The 21,722-nt window shown below is 48.5% G+C and carries 15 protein-coding genes and 1 riboswitch; of the genes, 14 read left to right on the top strand and 1 reads right to left on the bottom strand.

The genetic code is table 11. The features are described from left to right. Positions 1-6 precede the first annotated feature (6 nt). The 10 genes from ndk (at position 7) to ACR2PX_RS06685 (ending at position 12,838) form a co-directional block, all read left to right on the top strand. On the top strand, positions 7-438 hold the full coding sequence (gene ndk / locus ACR2PX_RS06730) for a nucleoside-diphosphate kinase (protein ID WP_433998593.1): 432 nt from the start codon (positions 7-9) through the stop codon (positions 436-438). A 291-nt stretch (positions 439-729) separates the two neighbouring features. After that, positions 730-1,878 (top strand): 23S rRNA (adenine(2503)-C(2))-methyltransferase RlmN, encoded by a 1,149-nt coding sequence (rlmN, locus tag ACR2PX_RS06725; protein WP_433998592.1) that lies wholly within the window; start codon positions 730-732, stop codon positions 1,876-1,878. Positions 1,879-2,193: 315 nt separating this feature from the next. Continuing rightward, positions 2,194-2,952, top strand: a complete 759-nt coding sequence (pilW, locus tag ACR2PX_RS06720) for a type IV pilus biogenesis/stability protein PilW (protein WP_433998591.1) — start codon at positions 2,194-2,196, stop codon at positions 2,950-2,952. Further along, the gene (locus tag ACR2PX_RS06715) at positions 2,942-3,910 is read left to right on the top strand and encodes a helix-turn-helix domain-containing protein (RefSeq protein WP_433998590.1); all 969 of its coding nucleotides are present in this window, start codon (positions 2,942-2,944) and stop codon (positions 3,908-3,910) included. Before pilW ends, ACR2PX_RS06715 begins: the two co-directional genes overlap by 11 nt. A 204-nt stretch (positions 3,911-4,114) precedes the next feature. Further along, positions 4,115-5,395 (top strand): histidine--tRNA ligase, encoded by a 1,281-nt coding sequence (gene hisS / locus ACR2PX_RS06710; protein WP_433998589.1) that lies wholly within the window; start codon positions 4,115-4,117, stop codon positions 5,393-5,395. Positions 5,396-5,398: 3 nt separating this feature from the next. After that, positions 5,399-6,070, top strand: coding sequence for a YfgM family protein (locus ACR2PX_RS06705; RefSeq protein WP_433998588.1), 672 nt, complete (start codon positions 5,399-5,401; stop codon positions 6,068-6,070). Positions 6,071-6,073: 3 nt separating this feature from the next. Continuing rightward, positions 6,074-7,228 (top strand): outer membrane protein assembly factor BamB, encoded by a 1,155-nt coding sequence (gene bamB / locus ACR2PX_RS06700; protein WP_433998587.1) that lies wholly within the window; start codon positions 6,074-6,076, stop codon positions 7,226-7,228. Positions 7,229-7,450: 222 nt separating this feature from the next. Then, positions 7,451-8,911 (top strand): ribosome biogenesis GTPase Der, encoded by a 1,461-nt coding sequence (gene der / locus ACR2PX_RS06695; RefSeq protein ID WP_433998586.1) that lies wholly within the window; start codon positions 7,451-7,453, stop codon positions 8,909-8,911. 676 nt (positions 8,912-9,587) lie between these two features. Continuing rightward, entirely contained in the window at positions 9,588-12,380 is a 2,793-nt protein-coding gene (locus ACR2PX_RS06690) for a hypothetical protein (protein WP_433998585.1), read from the top strand. A 134-nt stretch (positions 12,381-12,514) separates the two neighbouring features. Then, on the top strand, positions 12,515-12,838 hold the full coding sequence (locus tag ACR2PX_RS06685; protein WP_433998584.1) for a cupin domain-containing protein: 324 nt from the start codon (positions 12,515-12,517) through the stop codon (positions 12,836-12,838). Here ACR2PX_RS06685 and xseA read toward each other — a convergent pair whose 3' ends face one another. Further along, entirely contained in the window at positions 12,839-14,215 is a 1,377-nt protein-coding gene (xseA, locus tag ACR2PX_RS06680; RefSeq protein ID WP_433998583.1) for an exodeoxyribonuclease VII large subunit, read from the bottom strand. Positions 14,216-14,580: 365 nt separating this feature from the next. On the opposite strand from xseA, the gene ACR2PX_RS06675 reads away from it, so the two are divergent. The 4 genes from ACR2PX_RS06675 (at position 14,581) to ACR2PX_RS06660 (ending at position 21,720) form a co-directional block, all read left to right on the top strand. Next, positions 14,581-15,894 (top strand): anaerobic C4-dicarboxylate transporter family protein, encoded by a 1,314-nt coding sequence (locus ACR2PX_RS06675; protein ID WP_433998582.1) that lies wholly within the window; start codon positions 14,581-14,583, stop codon positions 15,892-15,894. A 287-nt stretch (positions 15,895-16,181) separates the two neighbouring features. Then, complete coding sequence (gene guaB, locus ACR2PX_RS06670; RefSeq protein ID WP_433998581.1) at positions 16,182-17,651, top strand: IMP dehydrogenase; 1,470 nt, start codon at positions 16,182-16,184, stop codon at positions 17,649-17,651. A gap of 141 nt (positions 17,652-17,792) precedes the next feature. Beyond that, positions 17,793-19,370 carry a glutamine-hydrolyzing GMP synthase gene (guaA, locus tag ACR2PX_RS06665; RefSeq protein ID WP_433998580.1) on the top strand — a complete coding sequence of 526 codons (1,578 nt, stop codon included), beginning with the start codon at positions 17,793-17,795 and terminating at the stop codon, positions 19,368-19,370. A gap of 383 nt (positions 19,371-19,753) precedes the next feature. Next, a riboswitch (Lysine riboswitch) is annotated at positions 19,754-19,945 on the top strand. A gap of 179 nt (positions 19,946-20,124) precedes the next feature. Further along, positions 20,125-21,720 (top strand): Na+/H+ antiporter NhaC family protein, encoded by a 1,596-nt coding sequence (locus tag ACR2PX_RS06660; RefSeq protein WP_433998579.1) that lies wholly within the window; start codon positions 20,125-20,127, stop codon positions 21,718-21,720. Positions 21,721-21,722 lie beyond the last annotated feature (2 nt).

The raw sequence follows: 21,722 nt of genomic DNA, 5'->3' as shown, positions 1-21,722 counted from the left end.
AGTGTAATGGCCGTTGAGCGCACTTTGTCAATTATTAAGCCTGACGCTGTAGCTAAAAATGTAATTGGCGAAATTTTCAGCCGCTTTGAAAAAGCCGGCCTGAAGGTTGTCGGAACCCGCATGGCTCACCTGAGTAAAGAGAAAGCTGAAGGTTTTTATGCTGAGCATAAAGAGCGTCCTTTCTTTAATGATCTGGTGGCTTTCATGACTTCGGGTCCAGTCGTTGTATCTGTACTGGAAGGCGAAAACGCCGTAGCTCATCACCGTGAGCTGATGGGGGCAACCAATCCTGCTGAAGCGGCTGCCGGAACTATCCGTGCAGATTTTGCTCAGACTATTGATGAAAATGCTGTGCATGGTTCGGATTCCCCGACTTCTGCTGCTAGAGAAGTGTCCTACTTCTTTGAAGAAGCGGACGTTTGTTCTCGCACCAGATAATGGCATAACGGGGCATACGTCCTGGACCCTGAATTCAGGGTTCAGGCGTATGCCCTGTATTTTTATCTATGAAAATGCCGTGGCTAATGTGGTTTAATGGCGCTCATATTTTTTATCGTGAATAATTTTCATTACTCCATGAATAACGACTCATTGTTCAGTCGCTCATGAGAGTTAGTGGAAATACAGCCATTTCAGGTGTGCATTCCTTTCCTTGTCGAGAAACAATGCATTTCCGCCCCATGGCTGTTGAGCGATCTATAACGCTCATGGCTTTTTGAGGTATTAAGAATGTCAGAATTGATCACCGTAAGCGCTGAGACCGGTGAGGTTCAGAACACAGCCATTAATCTGATGGATTTGTCCCGCAGCAAGATGGTGGATTTTTTTCTCAGCATTGGTGAAAAGAAATTTCGTGCTGAGCAGATGCTCAAGTGGATTCATCACTTTGGCGTAGATGACTTTGATGAAATGACCAATATCAGCAAAACTCTGAAGCAGAAGCTGAAAGAGGTCGCTGAAATTCGTGGTCCTGAAGTCGTCAGCAGCCAGTTTTCTGAAGATGGCACCTGTAAGTGGGTTGTACGCGTTGCCAGCGGTAGCTGCGTTGAGACTGTTTATATTCCAGACGGAAAGCGTGGCACACTCTGTGTTTCTTCCCAGGCCGGTTGTTCACTGGATTGCAGTTTCTGTTCTACGGGTAAACAAGGTTTTAATTCCGATCTCACCGTTGCAGAAATTATCGGTCAGGTCTGGATTGCTGCACGCCATTTTAATAATGTCCCCGCCAAAAAAGATCGTGCTATCACCAACGTGGTGATGATGGGTATGGGCGAGCCCCTGATGAACTTTGATAATGTCGTCGACTCTATGAACCTGATGATGGATGACCTGGGTTATGGTCTATCCAAGCGCAGGGTGACATTGAGTACTTCGGGTGTTGTTCCGGCTCTGCTTAAGTTGGGTGAAGTAACGGATGTGTCACTGGCCGTTTCTCTTCATGCACCCAATGACGAATTGAGAAATGTTCTGGTGCCCATCAATCGCAAGTATCCTCTTGCAGCCTTGTTGGACGCGATTGACCAGTACATGAGTGGCCTTCCTGATAAACGCGTTGTAACCATTGAATATACAATGTTGGCTGGGGTGAATGATCAGCCTGAACATGCAAGCGAACTGACTCAGTTGTTGAAGGATGTTCCCTGTAAAATTAATCTGATTCCCTTTAACCCGTTCCCGCATTCTGGTTATGAGCGTCCAAGCAATAATGCAGTGCGTCGTTTTCAGGAACAGCTACAGGAAGCTGGCTTTAACGTAACAGTGCGCAAGACTCGCGGTGATGATATTGATGCAGCCTGCGGTCAGCTGGTAGGTCAGGTGGCAGATAAAACACGAAGAAGTGAGCGTTACATTGCGGCTCGAGAGCTGAATGCAAGCTGAGTGAAAACCAGTATTTGCCACTGGAAATCAAGTCAGGGTCAGAATTAAGTGGCCTTGGCTATCCCGGTTCACATAAGATGGTAAAGTTGTCGCGAAAATGCGAGCACTGAAGTGTCTGAAACCCTGAGTGAACTTTTTTTCTCGGTGAAACTTCTGGGATCAGGATAAAACTTAAGTAATATTCCGTTACCAATCGCTAAAATGTCACCCGTGGGCGGGTAGCTTAGAGACGTACTGGCAAGTGAACTGCTGGCGTGGCATTTTTCAAGTATAAAAGTGCCAGATGATTCAATACGATTAATGATGGGGAGAAGCATGATCGCAAAACTGAGAATCAGTGCAGTTTTGTTCAGTATCATCCTGAGTGGCTGTGTGACAACCGGTGGGCCTGAGCCTGTCAATGAAGATGAAGCTGTCCGTAGCTACCTGGAGCTGGCCAGGGGATATGTTCAACAGGGGTTGACCGAAAAAGCGGTTAAGCCTATCAACCGGGCGCTGGAAATTCAGCCCCGATCTTCAGATGCCTACGGCATGCTGGGACTGGTCTACCAGCTCCAGGGTGAAGCCAGTCTGGCAGAAGAATCCTTCAAAAAAGCCCTGTCCCTGAACCCTGACTCTTCCGAAATACATAATAACTTCGGTGTCTTTCTATTCAGTCAGAATCGTCTGACCGAAGCCTATCGTGAATTTGAGAAAGCGGCTGATGACGTGCGTTATAACAGCCGCAGTCGAGCTTATGAGAACCTTGGTCTGGTGGCGTTAAGACAGGGCCGGTCATCTCTGGCAGCAGAGCATTTTGGCAAAGCTCTGAAACTGAACAGTAATTTACCCCGTGCAAGTCTGGAATTAGCAGCGATACTTGAGGAGCAAGGCAGGTTCCGTGAAGCCTGGCAGTCCTATCAGGTCTTTACTCTCCTTTCCCGTCAGAATGAACGATCCCTTAAACTGGGGATTCGCTTGGCCAGAATTAATGGCGATAAAGACGCTGCAGCCAGTTATTCTTTGCAATTAGGGCGTTTATTCCCTTCTTCCGCTGGAGAGGGAGTGCGGAGTAGAGGCAGTTATGAGTACTGATGAGCAAAATAATCAGGAAGGTCTCGGGATGGCTGCCAAAGCCTCTCCAGGTCAGGTTCTGCAGTCTGCGAGGCTGAAAGCAGGTCTTTCGGTAGAGGAGGCAGCTGATCGTCTGAAGGTGCCAGAATCTTACATACTGGCGATAGAGGGCAATGATTTTGAGAAGTTGCCGGGAGTGGTTTTTGCCCGGGGTTATGTCAGGGGCTATGCTCGAGTTCTTGAACAGGATAGCAATGAGCTGGTGGAACATTTTGATCGTTATACCGGTCAAAGTGGTGTCGACACGCCTCACCTGAAAGCCGGTGCTCCGGTAACCAATCGCCGACCCATGTCTTCTGTCCTGGCTTGGGGGGCTTCTCTACTGACCGTTATCCTGGTGGGCGCTGGCAGTTATTATGGGTGGAACGCTGACAAGCGCTCGACTTCAGAGTCGGAAGTGACCTCCCATGAGCAGGCTCCTGCAGTGATTGAGCCTGTTGAACCTGTAGAGGTTTCTGATGAAGAGCTGTTACCTGCTCAAATTGATTTTGATGACTCTGATGTCGAGGTGACGGATCCAGAACTGGAATCAGAACCTGAATCACAGGTTGATTCCATGTCAGAAGAGGCAGAAGAGCCTGGTTTGGCGGATTCATTGGAAGCTGAACCTGAGATGACCGCTGCTGTTGTTCTGAATAATGCGGAATCACTCCCCGAATTAGACAACTCTCTGGTCAGTTTGGCCATTCAGTTTGCTGAAGACTGCTGGGTCCAAATTAAAGACATGAGTGGTAACTCACTCTATGCCGATGTTCAGAGAGCCGGCTCTAACTTGAAGTTGGACGTGCCTTCGTCTGTTCAGGTCCGGTTTGGTAATGTCAACGGGGTTTCAGGCCTTAAATTTGATGGCAGGGTTGTTGCAGTCAAGGCACCTGAGCCGGGCCGAAAGGTAGTCAGCCTGGTGCTCGATGCCGGCTGATTCAAAACTAAATTGCTGACCATCCCGTGAGGCAGGTCTATCGGCCATATACTCATGGCTTCGGAAAAGTTATAGTTGGCGCTTTTGTCGTTGGAAAAAACCATTTTTGAGCAATTTTGTTGGTTGATCAACAGACTTCCAGCATTATCTGCCATTATTATCTCTTCACCAACGGCGATTTAGAGGATTAGAGGACGTCAGAACTTGGCAAAGCAACTTCAAGCCATTCGCGGGATGAACGACATCCTGCCAGAACAAAGTCTTGCCTGGCAGTATCTGGAATCCAGACTCCGTAACCTGATGGCAACCTACAGTTATCGTGAAATCAGGATGCCTGTCGTTGAGCCCAGCCCGCTGTTCAGTCGCGGAATTGGTGCGGGTACGGATATCGTAGATAAGGAAATGTATACCTTCGAGGATCGAAATGGCGAGAGCCTGTCGCTGCGTCCTGAAGGAACTGCGGGTTGTGTTCGTGCTGGTATCCAGCATGGCCTGCTCTATAACCAGACTCAAAGACTGTGGACCATGGGACAGATGTTCCGTTATGAGCGTCCACAGAAAGGCCGTTATCGCCAGTTTCATCAGTTCAGTGTTGAGACCTTTGGCATGGCCGGTCCTGATATTGATGCAGAGCTGATTTTGCTGACCGCCAGACTCTGGAAAGAGTTGGGTATCCATGAGCATGTTCGTCTGGAACTCAATACGTTGGGTACTCTGGAAGCTCGCAAGAATTATCGTGAAGCATTACTTGAGTATCTGACCCGCTTTGAGCAGGAGCTTGATGAAGACAGTCGCAATCGACTGAGCGTCAACCCTCTGAGAATTCTCGATAGCAAGGACAAGCGGACCCAGGAAATTGTCATGGATGCGCCGGTATTGCAGGATTATCTGGATGCCGAATCTGCCGAGCATTTTGAAACATTGAAAAGTATTCTTGATGCTGCCGGAATTTCGTATGTAGTAAATCCACGTCTGGTTCGTGGGCTGGATTACTACAGTCGAACCGTGTTTGAATGGATAACTGACAGTCTTGGCGCACAAGGGACCGTCTGCGGTGGCGGACGATACGATGCCCTGGTTGAGATGCTGGGTGGCAAGCCGACCCCCGCCGTTGGATTTGCCATGGGACTGGAGCGTTTGGTGCTGATGCTGGAAACGCTGAATTTGATTCCTGAGTCGGTTCAAAAAACTGTGGATATTGCCGTGGTTACCCGTGGTGATGGTGTCAGTGGTAAAGCTTTGCCCATGATCGAGCAAATAAGAACTGGTGTTCCAGGTGTGCGCATTCAAGTGAATTGCGGCGGAGGCTTTAAAGGTCAGATGAAAAGGGCCTTTAACAGCGGAGCTGATTATGCCTTCATCATTGGAGAAGATGAGCTGGCTGGTCAGTCGGTATCCGTTAAGCCTCTCTTAACAGAAGGTGAGCAGGAAAATATGGACATTCCTGCTGTGATTGAATTTTTGAAAAAGCGAATTCAGGAGTAAAGAGTGAGTCGCTCAGATGAAGAAGAAGTAGAACTGCTCAAAAACCTCTGGCAGGAATACGGTAAGCCCGTGATTGCTGGTGTCGCTATCACGGTCGTAGCTATTTTTGGTTACAAGGCTTATCAGAAGAATCAGCTGGAAACAGCGGCTGTTTCATCACAGCTTTACCAGAGTCTTCTGGAAGCTACCCAGACAGCTCAGGGGCAGCCACTTTCAGAACAGCAGAAATCCACGGTCAAACACGTTGTGGAAACTCTGCAGTCTGATTATGAGAGCTCTCAGTATGCAGCCTTTGCTACGTTGTTTCATGCTCGTGAGCAAGTGCTGGATAATGATCTCGACGGTGCCAGATCTTCTCTGGAATGGGTGCTGGATCAGAAACCAGACCAGGAAGTTGAATTATTGGCTCGTACTCGACTGGCTAGAGTCATGTTGAGTCAGTCTGACGATAATGCTCAGGCTGCTCTGGATGTCCTGGCTAAGGCCAAGTCAGATGCAGGTTTTGTAGCAACGGTTGAATCTGTTCGTGGCGACGCTTACCTGGCAATGGGTCAGAAAGACAAAGCACGTGAATCCTATGAAAAGGCACTGGACGCTGCCCGTACCAACGGAGAGTCCCGGCCTCTGCTGCAGTTCAAACTGGACGATCTGGCAGCTAACGTAAAAGAGGGCTAATGGATGGAGAGGATAATCAGATCACTGCTGATCGTTTTTCTGGCACTGGGGCTGGCTTCCTGTAGCTTGTTTTCCGGTGACGAGGAAGAAGTCCGCAAGCCAAAACCTCTGGCCGAGTTTAAACCGGATGTTGAACTGAAAGAGGTCTGGTCTAAAGGCATCGGCAAAGGGGTTGAAGACAGCTACGAGCGACTGGTGCCGTCTGTATCAGGTGACGTGATTTACGCTGCAGGTGCTCAGGGTAATGTCGTTGCCCTGAACCGCGAGACTGGCAAGGAAATCTGGAAGAAAACTCTGGAATTACCGGTTGGTGGTGGTATTACTGCTGACTCAGGAATGCTGCTTCTGGGAACGCTGGATGGACATGTTATTGCCTTGAAGGAAGAAGATGGCAGTGAACTCTGGAAAACCAGAGTCAGCAGTGAAGTGATTTCTTCTCCGCAAACCAATGGTCGCGTTGTTCTGGTTCAGAGTATTGACGATACCATTACGGCTTTGAATGCTAAAACAGGCAAAGAACTCTGGAATCAGGAAAACCTGCAGCCAGCGCTGACACTGAGGGGGTCGAGTACGCCCCGTATAGAAGGTGAAGCAGTCTTTGTAGGGCTTTCTAATGGTGAAGCCAAAGCGTTCAGAATGACCGATGGTACCCCTATCTGGAATAGTCGTGTTTCCATTCCAAAAGGTTCTTCTGAGCTGGAAAGAATGGTCGACATCAAGGCTGAGCCACTGATCGTAGGTGACAATCTCTTTATGGTCAGTTTCCAGGGCAATGCAGCTGCTCTGGATATGTACAGCGGTAGGGTTCGCTGGACTCGTGAGTTATCCAGCTATAAATCCATTGCAGAAGGTTTTGGATCACTGTATCTGACCGATGACAGCAGTTATGTCAGTTCTCTGGATCAACGCAGTGGGGCTGTGAGCTGGCGTCAGGATCAGCTGGAATATCGTCTTTTGACGGCTCCGGCAACGTATAGCAGCTATGTGGCTGTTGGCGATCTCGATGGATATATACATCTGTTGTCTCAGGTTGATGGTGGCATGGCAGGCCGATTTAAAGCTGGCTCATCTGCAATCAAGGCTCCACCTGTGGTAGCAGGGGATTTCCTTTATGTACTGAGCGCTAACGGTACATTGACAGCGCTGAAACAAAAGTAAATTGCTGAATTAAACCATTAGTTTGGCAAATGAATAAAGCCGGGCTGAACCTCAGGGTTCAGCCCTTTTTCTGTTATTAGAATGCTAGGAATTTGCAGGAAGCGAAGCCGGAAGGCTTGTGTTCAGCAGATTTCGTGACACACTGCTCCCTCTGAAACGGCAGTTTGTCAGTCACTGGCTAAAGTTTTGGGGGTATCCAATAGCCCCTGTGGAATGAAGTGTATGGTTCCTGTAATTGCCCTGGTGGGGCGTCCCAATGTCGGCAAGTCCACTCTGTTTAATCGATTGACTCGCTCTCGAGATGCTCTGGTTGCCAATGTGGCCGGCCTGACCCGTGATCGTAAGTACGGTGAAGGCAGGATGGGCTCCAGACCCTATATCGTTGTCGATACTGGCGGTATCAGTGGTGATGAAGAAGGGATAGATTCGGCTATGGCCGAGCAATCTCTGGCCGCTATTCGGGAGGCGGATGTTGTCCTGTTTCTGGTGGATGCCAGGGCTGGGTTGACCGCAGCCGACGAAATGATTGCTGATCATCTGCGTAAGCAGAATAAGCAGTATCATCTGGTCCTTAACAAGACCGACACGGTTGATGCTGATCAGGCCGAAGCGGACTTTGCTGTTCTTGGTTTTGGTGAGGCTTTCCATATTGCAGCGGTTCATGGCCGTGGCGTTAAGGGCATGATCGAAGGCGTGCTCGAAGAAGTAATGGGGCCTGAGACTGATGAACTCGAAGAAGATGAGTCAGAAGAAGACAAGGCCAGAGGGATCAAGATTGGTATTGTCGGACGACCCAATGTAGGAAAGTCGACACTGGTCAACCGTCTACTGGGTGAAGAGCGTGTCATAGTTTACGATCAGGCTGGCACAACCCGTGACAGTGTCTACATTCCTTATGAGCGCTGGGGTCAGGATTATACTTTGATCGATACGGCAGGCGTTCGCCGTCGTGGAAAAGTGCATGAAGTGGCCGAGAAGTTCTCGGTGATTAAAACCCTGCAGGCGGTTGAAGACGCTAATGTGGTGGTGCTGGTCGTTGATGCCCGTGAAGGAATTGTAGAACAGGATCTGCACCTGCTGGGCTTTGTGCTTGAAGCCGGGCGTGCTGTTGTAATTGCCATTAATAAATGGGATGGCATGAAAGAAGAAGAGCGCAAAAAGGTGAAGGAAGAGCTTGGCAGAAGGCTTGAGTTCATTAACTTTGCCCGTATTCATATGATCTCTGCCAAGCACGGAACGAATGTTGGGCATCTTTATGAGTCTATTGATGAAGCCTATGAATGTGCGACTCGAAAGCTCTCAACCAATCAGCTGACTCGTATTCTTGAAGATGCCACCAAGATTCATCAGCCGCCCATGGTCCGTAATCGTCGTATCAAGCTGAGATACTGTCATGCGGGTGCCATGAATCCTCCTACTATCATCATCCATGGTAATCAGACAAACGAAGTCCCTTCTGCCTATAAGCGTTATCTGGAAAATACGTTCAGGAAGGTACTCAAGATCATGGGGACGCCGATTCGTATCGAGTTCCGATCTTCAGAGAATCCTTATGCAGAACGTAAGGCGGTGCATAAGAAGAACCCGGGCGGTGAGCGTAAGGTGACTCACAAGCGCCGAGTGATTGAGCTGAAAGGCAAAAAGAAAGACGATAAAAAGAAGAAGCAGAAATCTCGCCGATAGATTTTCTGCTTGATCCGATAAAAAGCCCCGACACAAAGATAAGCTGTCTCGGGGCTTTTTTGTGCCTTGAGTACCCGGCCAGTTGCTTCGCTATATTTTGACGAGTAGATTTTTTCAGCCTTCAAGGCGTTTATGCCCTCGGGTACAACGGCGGGCGCGTAGCCTTAGCTATGTAACCAAAAGCTATGTAACCAAAAGCTATGTAACCAAAAGCTACGTAACCAAAAGCTATGTAACCAAAAGCTATGTAACCAAAAGCTACGTAACCAGAGTTGGAACGCAGAAGGCTGGAAAAAGCTGCCGTCAAAATATGCGAAAGCAATTGGTTGGGTACTTACTCATAATACCGAACTTGGCAAGTCGTAATTGCGCTATCCACCTATTCTAAAGCCCGCCCTGAACAGATCAATCAAACTTCGGTTTTCTAACTGGGCGCGGTTTAGGCACTTGGTTTCCTGAGAAACGGAACTAAATGGGTGAAGACGGGTCAAAAACATCGTTGCAAGCGGGTCATCTCAAATCGGCATTAACAATGTCACCTGGTAGACAAAAATCGATCTGAGTTGTTGGCGGATGGTTTCTAGCCACTTCTAGAATGAACCCTATAAACACAAAACTATTAGCAGTTGAGTGCATTAATCGATCAATAGGATGATTACTCATAAGGAGTTGGACAATGAGCAACCCAGGCGGTCTGAATTTTGAATCCGGTGGTGTCACTGGATTATCTGGCGCTACACCTCTTCCAGAAGAAAAACAGCTTAAAGGAAAGTGGTTAAGCAACAATGTTGGCAAACTCAACAGTACCGAGACAAAACTCCCATCAGCCCATCAAAGAAGCTCAAGTGTTCCTGAGCGCTCAATTTTGTCGAGGCTATCAACTGCAGACTCTTCTGCTTCAGATATTGGCCAATCTATTCAGGATCAGGCGGGCTACTTATTGGGCCGACCTGCGAGTCCTGAGACCAGATATAAAGTAGTCGACTTGTTAGTCAGTTCAGTAAAAACAACAGAAATGCTGTCTATGTGGGAGCATCAGGGGTTGGACCCTGTGCTGGCTGCTGAAATGAAAATTCTGCAAGCCCAAACCAAGGTATCGGATACTGCTGTCAAGAAGCTTGGATTAGACAAGGGTTCTGTTGTGAAGCAGCAGACAAAAAAACGTCTTGAAGTAACCGAAGCTTTTACCAAAAAGTTGGCAGCTTCCTTAAAAACTTCTGATCCTCAAGAGCTAAGGCAGCTGTTTGAAAGGACGGGTGTGTCCAATGAGTCGATAAAGCATTTTGTTGCCAATGTCGCCAAAGGGTTTGGTTCTGCAGAGCTTAAAGGGTGGAATGGGATACCGGAGCAAACCAAAGTTGTTGAGCTTCCTGAAGGTTATGGATCAGGTTTTCAATCTCTGTCCGTTTCGGTGAAAACTGCATCAAAAGGAAGACCTTTGTCGTCTGAAGAGGTTAGTAGTCTTGCAGATACTACCGCAGTTTCATTGCTGGAAGCGAAGCAGAAGCAAAGTCCGGATCCAACGGTTAAGAAAGAACTTGAGACGGATGAGAAATCTGTCATCCAGGATGCAAACAGAATGTTGGTGACGTTTGAAGAGAGTTCGGAGCAAGAGGTGCAGTCTTCACAGCACACCGGGGTTTTGTTTGATTCGAGGCTTCTTAAAACACAGCCCGGATCTTCAGAGGCTGGTCAAGATGCATTGAAAAAGCGTAAAGAGGTTCTCGAAAACCAATTTGCAAGCTGTATGGATACATCGGATGCCAGTAAGGCTGTTTTCAAGACGTTCTCGCATCAGGGGGCGATGAATGAACTCGTTAATAAATTGTATCCCATGCTGCCTAAGCAGCCTACCTTTCAGCAGGGGGTAGGCACTCAGGCTGGTTCTGATGTTCGCTTCATCAAGCAAGGTTTTGACAGAATGCAGGTAGTTGCGACTAATAAGTACAATGCTTTCGTTGATCCCAGTGATACCAAAGGTAAGAAATTGCCGGGTAACGGTATTTTGAAAATGCAGGTACAGCTGGTCAGAAAAAATGATGTCTGGACTTGTGAGCATTTTGACATCAGTTATACGGATGATGTGAATGAAGGTCTCAAGGAGTTGCCTCCTTTACAGGCTGGAACGCCCAAACATTCAAGAAAAGTCTACAACGGAGGGGGCGTGCATAAGCGCTTACAAAGTGAAGGAGCTATTCAGAGTTTCAATGCGGCCACTCGGGCTCCGGGTAGCAAAAGAGCTCAAATGGGAAAGTCGGGGTGGTATGTGGCTGATGAGAAAACTCTGGGTTTACTCAAAATGTACGAGCAGAAAGAGCGAGTTGGTGTGAACCTCAAGAACTTGCTCACAAAGTGGGAAACAGCCCTTTCTCATGCTGAAGGTGCACCGCTCAGTAAGCACCGACTTGCGCTTAAAGGTTTGGGTGCTAGTGAAGAGGCTCTGAAATACGATCAGTTATTAGCTGGGCTGGCTACGAGTATTAATCAATCCTCCCAGGAGTCTGACATTTATGTGAAGTCTATCAGGGCAACCGTTGATTCTGACCAGGTCAGTGATGAAGAGTTGGTCGATTTATTTGCGGATGAGCTTGGTGAATGTGAGCAGCTCAGAGATCAGTATAGAGAAAGAACTGCAAAGGCTTTTCAGGCCTTTCAGAAGACCGAACCTGAAAGTTATGAGGTAGACCTTTCGCTCTATCACGCAGATAAACACGCTGATGTAAGAAAACTGACTGACATTTATAAAGGTTCTTATGACTGGCATGTAGAGAAGCATCACGAATTGAAAGAGAAACTGGACAATCTCGACTCATGGAACAGTGTAGGAGCTATTCGTGCTGAGCTTAGTGCATTGAAAAAGTTGCCTAAAGAATCCAAGGGTAAAATTGATGGTTATCGAGGCTCGGGGTCTGAAGCAAAGGAAGTCCAGGAGTCCCTCAAAATGACGGATACGCAAAAAATGGAGTTCACTTTACTTTCTGATAGGACATTCGTTTATCAAAAAATATTCCTGGATGAATTAGAGCAGTTGGAAATAGCTCTGGCTGAGCGTCTTTCTGAATTAGAAGGTGCCCAAGGCAGGTCTGCTCCCGATGATGGGACTACTCTCGATGATGGCTGGAATGTTGTCACTGAAGAACCTGATAGAACTGATTTGTCTGAACCTAGAGAAGTCAACCAACGAGGCAAGTTTACCAGGGGGCGTATGTCATCAGATACTGAGTATAGCTTTCTTGGCAGGGCCACCAGTAACGTGACAGAAGTTGAAACTCTGCCAGCTGAAGACTTTGCAGTGACTCATAAGTCTCTCACGGAGGAACTTGAAAAAGTTGGAGGAGATAGACTTGTTGACCTTTCAGAGGTGTTACTGGGAGAGAGTTTTTATGGAATGACAGAAGCTGAAATGATCCAGAATTTGCTGTCTGAGGCGGATCCATTGGAACTCAGGCAGGAATTGCAAATTCGATAAATAAACCGTCTTCCCACTCTTTGCAGTCATGAAGTTTGGCTGCTTTTTTTTGCCTGAAGAAAAGTGCCTGACTGTTAATGTCTATGACACAATGACTGTTTGAGCGCGATTATAAAGCTGGGAAGGAGTGGGTGATGAAAAACCTTTTTCAGGACATTCCAGGGGATCTTCCCAATGAGATCTTTGAGGATTTGCATTCGGGTCAGCAATTTAAAATGGAAAGGATTGTCTCCCGAGGTCATATTACCCCAGCGGGCGAGTGGTATGACCAGGAGTGGGATGAGTGGGTTGTGCTGTTAACCGGAACAGCGCAGTTCAGGATTGAAGGTAAGGAAGCACTTCTGGATCTTAATCCTGGAGATTATCTTCATATCCCAGCTCATCAGAGGCATCGGGTGGAGTGGACTGACCCTGACAGGGATTCTGTCTGGTTGGCAATCCACTTCAAACCTGATTAATCAATCTTTGTGAATGTGGGTGACGTTGCAGTCTGCCGAACCTTGACTGAATCGTGCAGTGACTTGCTCGCCTTCGGTCAGCTGGCTGGCATCCCGAATGAACTCATCTCCTCTGGCTACAATGCTGTAACCCCGTGATAGGGTGGCAAGTGGGCTGACAGTATCCAGCATTCCTGAGAGCTGCTTGAGGTGGCTTTCTTTTTGTTTTACAAGGTGTTGTATGCTGGAGTTCAGCTGGTTTTGCAACAGGTTCAGCTGTCCTTGCATCCGCTCTATACGTCTGGCGGGTGAGGAAAGAGTGAGTCTGTCACCCAGTCGCTCGTATTTTGCAGTATTGGCCTGCAGGGCGATGGTCATGGATTGCTGCAAACGAATCTCTAAATCTTCAAGCCGCTGGTTGTGTTCTCTCAGACGTTCTCCCGGGTGCCGAAGGCGCAGGGTGGTGTTGTCGAGAGTTTGAGACAGGACTTGCAAGCGATGTTTCATCAAGGCTTGCAGTTTACGGTTCAGTAGACTGAGTCTATTGAGAGTTTCCTGTTGATCAGGGCTGAGCACTTCTGCTGCTGCCGATGGAGTAGGCGCCCTGTAATCGGCCACAAAGTCGGCAATTGTGAAATCAATTTCATGACCAACAGCACTGACAATGGGGATTTCTGAGGCCGCAATGGCTCTTGCCACTTTTTCTTCATTGAAAGGCCAGAGGTCTTCCAGTGAACCACCGCCTCGACCAACGATAAGAACGTCAAAAAGACCGCTGTTATTGGCTCTCTCAATACCCTGAACCAATTCGTTGGCCGCTTCTTTGCCCTGGACTGCACTGGGAATAACGGTGACCGGTATGGAGGGGAATCGTCTTTTCAAGACTGCAAGAATGTCCCGGATGGCAGCGCCTGTGGGGGATGTCACTACACCAATGTGAGAAGGCAGGGTGGGTAGGGGTCTTTTCCGCTCTGCATTGAACAGGCCTTCGGTGGCCAGTTTCAGTTTGAGCGCTTCAAAAGCTCGTTGAAGAGCGCCGGCACCCCCTTCTTCCATGTGATCCACGATCAGCTGATAGTCGCCTCGACCCTCATAGAGGCTGACCCGTCCCCGGACAATTAACTGCATACCTTCTGCCGGAACGAAGCGAATGCTGCGATTACGATTTTTAAACATGGCGCAGCGAATCTGGGCACCGGAATCCTTCAGGGTGAAATACCAGTGTCCGGAACCGGGTTTGGCAAGACCGGAAAGCTCACCTTCAACCCTGACATTACCGAACCGGGTTTCCAGCATTCTGCGGGTCTGGCTATTCAGTTCTGTTACGGTCAGGGGGCGCTGACTGTCCGACTGGCCGGAAGAGCCCGGCTCAGCATGAAATAAGTTCTGGCCTTGCATGAGAATAGTTATGCCATAGTGAGTGGGTGATAGATAAAAGTTGAACGCGTCTGTTACCTGCTTAAAGCACTGAACGCTAGGAGCTAATAAAAAAAACAGCTGGGTGGTCTCAAATCAGCAGCGTTTTGTTAAGGCTGAACAACAATATACTGGATAATTAAGCATCAGCCTATACATTCATTAATGTTCAGAAATGGCCTGTCATAAAGCGAAGGAAACATCACTTTAATCTTGAAGTGAAGAAAATCTCTCCTGCTACCGGTCAGCGGATGACGCATCAATAAGCCATGAACGAAATAAATATTTTTGCCTCACCCTCGATGAAGTAAAGGTGATGACAACATTTTTACGGTAAAAAGGTGGATATGTTCTTTCTACAATTTCTGGTCGTCCTGGCCTGTATCCTTATTGGTGCAAGAATGGGTGGTATTGGGCTGGGACTCATGGGGGGGGTCGGGCTGGCCATTCTGAGCTTTGTTTTTGGCCTGCAGCCTACCAGTCCTCCCATTGATGTCATGTTGATGATCGTAGCGGTAGTTTCTGCAGCTGCCTGTATGCAGGCTGCTGGTGGTCTGGATTATCTGGTTCAGATTGCTGAGAAGATGCTTCGAAAAAATCCCCGACGTATCACTTTTGTAGCACCTCTGGTGACTTATATTTTCACCCTTTTTGCCGGTACTGGCCATGTGGCTTATTCGGTCCTTCCTGTGATTGCAGAAGTGGCTCATCGAACAGGTGTACGGCCTGAAAGGCCTCTTTCAATGGCTGTTATTGCTTCTCAGATAGCTATCGTAGGCAGCCCTATCGCTGCTGCAACAGTCGCTTTGCTGGGGTTTCTTGCGCCTCTGGGTATTCAGTTAACTGATATTTTAAGCGTAACCATCCCGTCAACGATTGTTGGTCTGTCTCTGGCGGCACTGATCACCAATAAAATAGGCAAGGAATTAGAAGACGATCCTCTCTATCAGAAAAAGCTTGAAGATCCTGAGTACAGAGAAAAGCTTGAGCCCTCTTTCAACACAGTAGCGAGAAACATCAAGCCCGGAGCCAGGCTCTCAGTCGTTCTTTTCCTGCTGGCAGCTCTGTCAGTGGTGGTTCTGGGAGCATTTCCTTCTTTGAGGCCGGCCTTTGATCAGGGGCCCATGGGAATGGCTCATACCATCGAGATCATCATGCTCACTTCAGGGGCCCTAATGGTGATGTTTTGCCAGATAGAGGTGCTCAAGGTGACTCAGGGTGATGTCTTCATTGCTGGCATGAGGGCGGTAATTGCTATTTTTGGTATAGCCTGGTTGGGTGATACCTTCTTTGGGGCTCATGAAGTGATGCTGAAATCCGGTATCGGTGATCTTGTCAGTCGTTTTCCGTGGGCTTTTGCTGTTGCCCTGTTTGTCCTTTCTGTCATGGTCAACAGTCAGGGCGCTACCACCGGTACACTTATGCCTCTGGGCATTGCTCTTGGGTTACCGGCAGCGTCTTTGATTGCTATGTTTCCCGCAGTAAACGGGTACTTTTTTGTACCTAATTACGGCCCGATCATTGCCTCGATTGATTTTGACCGAACGGGAACCACACGGATTGGTCGATATGTTTTGAACCATAGTTTTATGTTACCTGGTTTAATGTCAGTCAGTTTCTCTGTGGTGGCAGGCTTCTTCATGGCTGAACTCGTTCTCTAACCCGGATATTTCATAAATTTGCATGCGCCATCGCTTGCCCCTTGCGGCACTAAGAAAGTTTGGTTCAATCGACCGTACACACCAGTACGGCACTCAATCGCCAAATTCCTTAGTGCCACAAGGTTCGGCGCGATCATCGCAGCAATTTATGAAATATCCGGGCTAAGTATTTTTGCATGCATGTTCAAATTATTAGAATGGATTTTCTGTTTTATTGAAAATGATGTTGATGTATAATCGACGGGATTCTTTCCATCCATCAAATACACTCGGATCGGTAACAGGTAATGCTGAGAATCGCCCAAGAAGCCCTCACTTTCGATGATGTCCTGCTTCTGCCTGGATATTCAGAAGTTCTCCCCAAAGATGTTTCTCTGACCACAAAGCTGACCCGCGACATCGAGCTCAGAATGCCTCTGATTTCTGCAGCTATGGATACCGTGACTGAAGCCCGTCTGGCTATTGCCATGGCGCAGGAAGGTGGCATTGGCATCATTCACAAGAATATGACCGTTGCCCAGCAGGCTAATGAAGTCCGCAAAGTCAAAAAACATGAAAGCGGTGTGGTCAAAGACCCTATCACGATCGATTCCTCCTCGACGGTAAGAGCTCTGCTTGAACTGACCGGTCGCCATAAAATATCCGGTGTTCCGGTTCTGGACGGCAGCGATCTGGTCGGTATTGTCACCAGTCGCGATGTTCGTTTTGTTTCCAATCTGGACATGATTGTGGCGGATATTATGACGCCAAAAGGCAGACTGGTTACCGTTAAAGAAGGTACTGACCAGGAAACAGTCCGTAAACTGCTTCACAAGCATCGTATCGAGAAGGTACTGGTGGTGAATGAAGCGTTTGATCTGGTCGGTATGATGACCGTTAAGGACATCAAGAAGGCCCAGGACTACCCCAACGCCAGTAAAGATTCCCACGGTCAGCTCAGAGTAGGAGCGGCTGTAGGTACTGGACCTGAAACCCCTGAGCGTGTTGCTGCTCTGGTCGATGCCGGCGTAGACGTCGTTATTGTTGATACCGCCCACGGGCACTCAAAAGGCGTTATAGATAGGGTTCGCTGGGTTAAGGAAACCTATCCTCATGTACAAGTCGTAGGTGGCAATATCGCTACCGGTGCGGCGGCCAGAGCGCTGGCTGATGCAGGCGCTGATGGTGTCAAAGTGGGGATTGGCCCTGGTTCCATCTGTACTACACGTATTGTGACGGGTATTGGTGTTCCTCAGATCTCTGCTGTAGCCAATGTTGTGGCTGAGTTGGAAGGAACGGGCATCCCGGTCATTGCTGACGGAGGTATCCGTTTCTCGGGCGATCTGGCTAAAGCTATTGTAGCGGGCGCCAGTGCTGTCATGCTGGGAAGTATGCTGGCAGGTACCGAAGAGGCGCCTGGTGAAGTTGAGCTTTATCAGGGTCGTAGCTACAAGGCCTATCGGGGTATGGGTTCTCTGGGTGCCATGGCTCAGGCTTCGGGCTCTAGTGACCGTTACTTCCAGAGTACGGAAGAAGGTACAGAGAAGCTGGTGCCAGAAGGCATTGAAGGTCGTGTGCCTTACAAGGGGCCACTGAATGCTATTGTCCACCAGATGGTGGGGGGCTTGCGTGCTGCAATGGGGTACACAGGTTCAGAGGATATGAAGGCTATGCGTACAGTGCCTGAGTTTGTTCGGGTCACCAATGCGGGTATGAAAGAGTCTCATGTCCATGACGTCACCATTACCAAAGAAGCCCCGAATTACCGCGTCGGTTAATAACTGAACTTGATAATTCCCTCGAACTGTTGGCGGTAAGCTCAGCAGTTTATTGAATTTCTGGGCAGTGACAGGCCATCATCCACACTATGGAGAAGACCTGTTGTTGGCCATGGTTGTTATACATTTTTGAGAAGACACATGTCACAGGATATCCACGCCGAACGAATTCTGATTCTGGATTTCGGTTCCCAGTACACCCAGCTAATCGCCCGTCGTGTACGTGAGATAGGCGTTTATTGCGAGCTGCATCCTTATGATATGGATGAGCAGGCTATTGTTGAATTCGGCCCCAAGGCCGTGATCCTTTCCGGTGGCCCCGAATCAGTGACCGGTGATGCTTCACCCCGAGCGCCTCAGGCTGTGTTTGATCTGGGTGTTCCTGTGCTGGGCATCTGCTATGGCATGCAGACTATGGCTGAACAACTGGGCGGTGAGGTGTCTACCTCTAGCCTGCGTGAATTCGGTTATGCCCAGGTAAGCCTGGAAAACAAGATTCGCTTGTTCGATGGCATTGAAGATCATGTGGGTGAGCAGGGACGTATGAGCCTGGATGTCTGGATGAGTCATGGCGACAAGGTTTCCCAGTTGCCAGAAGGTTTTGTTGTAGCGGCTTCTACTGACTCCTGTCCTTTTGCGGCTATGGCCTGTGAAGAGAAGCGGTATTACGGTGTTCAGTTCCATCCTGAAGTGACTCACACCAAGCAGGGCGGGCGAATTCTTGAGCGTTTCGTGATTGATATTGCCGGCTGCCAGAAGCTCTGGACACCGGGTCAGATTATTGAAGATGCCATTACCCGTGTTCGTGAGCAGGTAGGTGATAAAACAGTACTGCTGGGGCTCTCCGGTGGTGTGGATTCCAGTGTTGTAGCGGCACTTCTGCACAAGGCTATCGGTGATCAGCTGGTCTGTGTATTTGTTGATAATGGCCTGCTTCGTTTGAATGAAGGCGATCAGGTGATGGCCATGTTTGCCCAGAACATGGGGGTGCGTGTCATTCGTGCTGACGCTGAAGAACTGTTTCTGGAAAAGCTGAAAGGTGTTCAGGATCCTGAAGCAAAACGCAAAGCCATCGGTAACACCTTTATTGAGGTCTTTGATCAGCATGCTACAGCTCTGGATAATGTCCAGTTCCTGGCACAGGGCACGATTTACCCTGATGTGATCGAATCAGCAGGAGCCAAATCTGGTAAGGCTCATGTCATCAAATCTCACCACAATGTGGGTGGTTTACCTGATGATATGGCGATGGAGCTGGTTGAGCCTCTTCGTGAGCTGTTCAAGGACGAAGTGCGCAAGATCGGTCTCGAACTGGGTCTGCCCTATGACATGGTTTACCGGCACCCGTTCCCGGGCCCTGGTCTGGGTGTCAGGGTTCTGGCTGAGGTCAAAAAAGAGTACTGCGATATTCTCCGTCAGGCTGATGCCATTTTCATTGAAGAGCTGCACAATGCTGACTGGTACCATAAGACCAGCCAGGCCTTTGCTGTGTTCCTGCCAGTTAAATCTGTAGGTGTGGTAGGTGATGGTCGTCGTTATGAATATGTCATAGCGTTGCGTGCGGTTGAAACAATTGACTTTATGACGGCTCGCTGGGCACACCTGCCTTATGAGTTGTTGGAGAAGGTGTCTGGTCGGATTATCAATGAGATTGAGCATGTATCTCGTGTAACTTATGATGTCTCCAGTAAGCCGCCTGCGACGATTGAGTGGGAATAAAAATCTGGCATTGTCCGGATAATGGTTTAAACAACGGCTTGTCATGAATCAGATGGCAAGCCGTTTTTGTTTCTATGGATAAAAAAGCTAACAGATTAAATTTCTGAAATGTGGGTGGTTTTTAGATGTAAAGGTGCCTTTACGTAAAACTCACAGTTGTCACTCTTGCGTTGATGTGCATAATTATTGACCATCAGGGGTGACGTGGCAGGAAGCCGTCGCTACGTCCCTGCCTGTGATCCTCTTTATAAACACCGTAGACTGGAAGTTATTTTCAGACCTTGAGGTCTGAACTCCACTAGGGTGAAAGGGGGCTTTTTTGCGAATAGCAAAGAAGTTCCCACAAGAATCAAGCCTTTGATCTCTGGAATCCATTGATCAAGGTAAAAAGTAGAGGCGCACCGTTTATCAGTAATCCGGAGCAGAGTGACTCCGAAAGTCCTGAGTTTTCAGGACTGCAAACCGGATGAAAGGAAAGGGTGCCGAAGCAGAAGGGTCGTCAAACTCATCTGCTGGTGCTGCATCGAATAGGTGTATCACTGTCACAGTTCCTACTGTGGAGCGCTACTGGACAATTGTTTCTGAATAATACTGTCCAAAAGGCAGGTTGTTCAGCGACAGGCTAATACAGGTTTATCGAACCGTATTCTGCTCAATCCATTGCCCTCCTGATCCTTTATCGTGAATTAAGCTTAAATCCAGTAGTCATGGAAGTTCTACTCTCTGGGCGTGTTCACTCACAAGATCAGTATTTATGGAATTACTTAGTTACAGCACATCTTCCTTGTCATTAGTTGCTCCTGCAGTAGCTATTATTCTGGCGATCCTGACTCGCCACGTACTCTTCTCACTGGGGGCGGGTATCCTTGCTGGTGCATTGCTACTGACAGATTTCAGTGTGACCAGTACGTTTTCTTACCTCACCAGCAGCTTTACCAAGGTTTTTTGGGACGATGGCCTGAATACAGGCAGCGTTTTCATCCTGATTTTCCTCATTATGCTGGGCATCATTACCACCCTGATTGATGTTTCTGGTGGTGCCAGAGCTTTTGGTGACTGGGCACGCCAGAGAGTAAAATCTCGCCAGGGCTCACAATTAGTCACAGTACTGCTGGGTGTTATTATCTTCATCGATGATTATTTTAATGCTCTGGCCGTGGGTAATATTGGCCGTCCCCTGACAGATCGTCATGGTGTTTCAAGGGCTAAGCTGGCCTATCTGATTGATTCAACAGCTGCGCCTGTCTGTGTTATCACCCCAATCTCCAGTTGGGGAGCTTACATTATCGCCTTAATTGGCAGTATTCTGGTGGCTCATGAAGTGACCGATGTCAGCGCTATTGGCGCCTTCGTCAGCATGGTGCCAATGAATCTGTATGCGATTTTTGCACTGGCTTTGGTATTCTGCACCGCGATTATGGATCTGAATGTGGGTCCCATGCTGACCCATGAACGTCGCGCTCGAGCAGGTGAGCTGTATGACAGCCAGAAAGGTACGCCTCCAGGTGCTTCCGATACGATTAGCAGCAGTGAGAAAGGTACCGTTGCCGACCTGGTTATTCCTGTACTGACTCTGGTCATCGCGACGACCGCTTCCCTGATTGCGACCGGTGCTTTTGCGCTTCAGGAAGCCGGTACTCCGTTCTCTATTCTGGGTGCTTTTGAAAACACCAATGTGGTTAATTCTCTGATCTATGGCGGTCTGGCGGGTATGCTGGTAACGGCTGTCAGAATGCTTAGCCATAATCTGGATGCTGCGACCTGGGGTAAAGCTGTCATGGAGGGTACCCGCTCCATGCTGCCAGCCATTTATATTCTGGTGCTGGCCTGGGTGCTGGTGGATATTATCGGTTCTTTAGAGACCGGTAAGTTCCTGGCTGATCTGGTTAGTAGTTCACAAATCGATCCGGGCTATTTGCCGTTGATTCTGTTTGTGGTTTCCGGAGCTATGGCGTTCTCTACGGGCACCAGCTGGGGAACTTTCGGAATCATGCTGCCTATCGCGGGTGATATGGCTGCCGCAGCCGATATTGCCATGATTTTGCCTATGTTGGCTGCAGTACTGGCGGGTGCGGTGTTTGGTGATCACTGTTCACCGATCTCTGATACCACGATTCTGTCCTCTACAGGAGCCTCCTGTCACCATATTGATCATGTGACTACCCAGCTGCCTTATGCGTTGGGTATTGCTGGTGTGGCTATGCTGGGCTATCTGGTGATGGGTCTGACAGACTCTTCGCTCATGGGCTTTCTTGCTTCTGGAGCAGGTTTTGTGCTGCTTGTGCTGTTGTTCCGCAAGATGTCGGGCAATAGCCAGAGTAAGTCCGCTGAAAATCTGGTGGCAGAATAAGC

The organism is Endozoicomonas sp., assembly GCF_051008435.1.
Lineage (GTDB): Bacteria > Pseudomonadota > Gammaproteobacteria > Pseudomonadales > Endozoicomonadaceae > Endozoicomonas_A.
Note: the sequence above shows the minus strand (reverse complement) of the source record. Positions and strands in the feature narration are given on the sequence as shown.

Coding starts and splice junctions, on each gene's coding strand:
- guaB (WP_433998581.1), top strand. CDS start 16,182: ATGCTGAGAATCGCCCAAGAAGCCCTCACTTTCGATGATGTCCTGCTT.
- der (WP_433998586.1), top strand. CDS start 7,451: ATGGTTCCTGTAATTGCCCTGGTGGGGCGTCCCAATGTCGGCAAGTCC.
- ACR2PX_RS06715 (WP_433998590.1), top strand. CDS start 2,942: ATGAGTACTGATGAGCAAAATAATCAGGAAGGTCTCGGGATGGCTGCC.
- rlmN (WP_433998592.1), top strand. CDS start 730: ATGTCAGAATTGATCACCGTAAGCGCTGAGACCGGTGAGGTTCAGAAC.
- xseA (WP_433998583.1), bottom strand. CDS start 14,215: ATGCAAGGCCAGAACTTATTTCATGCTGAGCCGGGCTCTTCCGGCCAG.
- ACR2PX_RS06675 (WP_433998582.1), top strand. CDS start 14,581: ATGTTCTTTCTACAATTTCTGGTCGTCCTGGCCTGTATCCTTATTGGT.
- ACR2PX_RS06685 (WP_433998584.1), top strand. CDS start 12,515: ATGAAAAACCTTTTTCAGGACATTCCAGGGGATCTTCCCAATGAGATC.
- bamB (WP_433998587.1), top strand. CDS start 6,074: ATGGAGAGGATAATCAGATCACTGCTGATCGTTTTTCTGGCACTGGGG.
- ACR2PX_RS06690 (WP_433998585.1), top strand. CDS start 9,588: ATGAGCAACCCAGGCGGTCTGAATTTTGAATCCGGTGGTGTCACTGGA.
- ndk (WP_433998593.1), top strand. CDS start 7: ATGGCCGTTGAGCGCACTTTGTCAATTATTAAGCCTGACGCTGTAGCT.
- pilW (WP_433998591.1), top strand. CDS start 2,194: ATGATCGCAAAACTGAGAATCAGTGCAGTTTTGTTCAGTATCATCCTG.
- guaA (WP_433998580.1), top strand. CDS start 17,793: ATGTCACAGGATATCCACGCCGAACGAATTCTGATTCTGGATTTCGGT.
- ACR2PX_RS06660 (WP_433998579.1), top strand. CDS start 20,125: ATGGAATTACTTAGTTACAGCACATCTTCCTTGTCATTAGTTGCTCCT.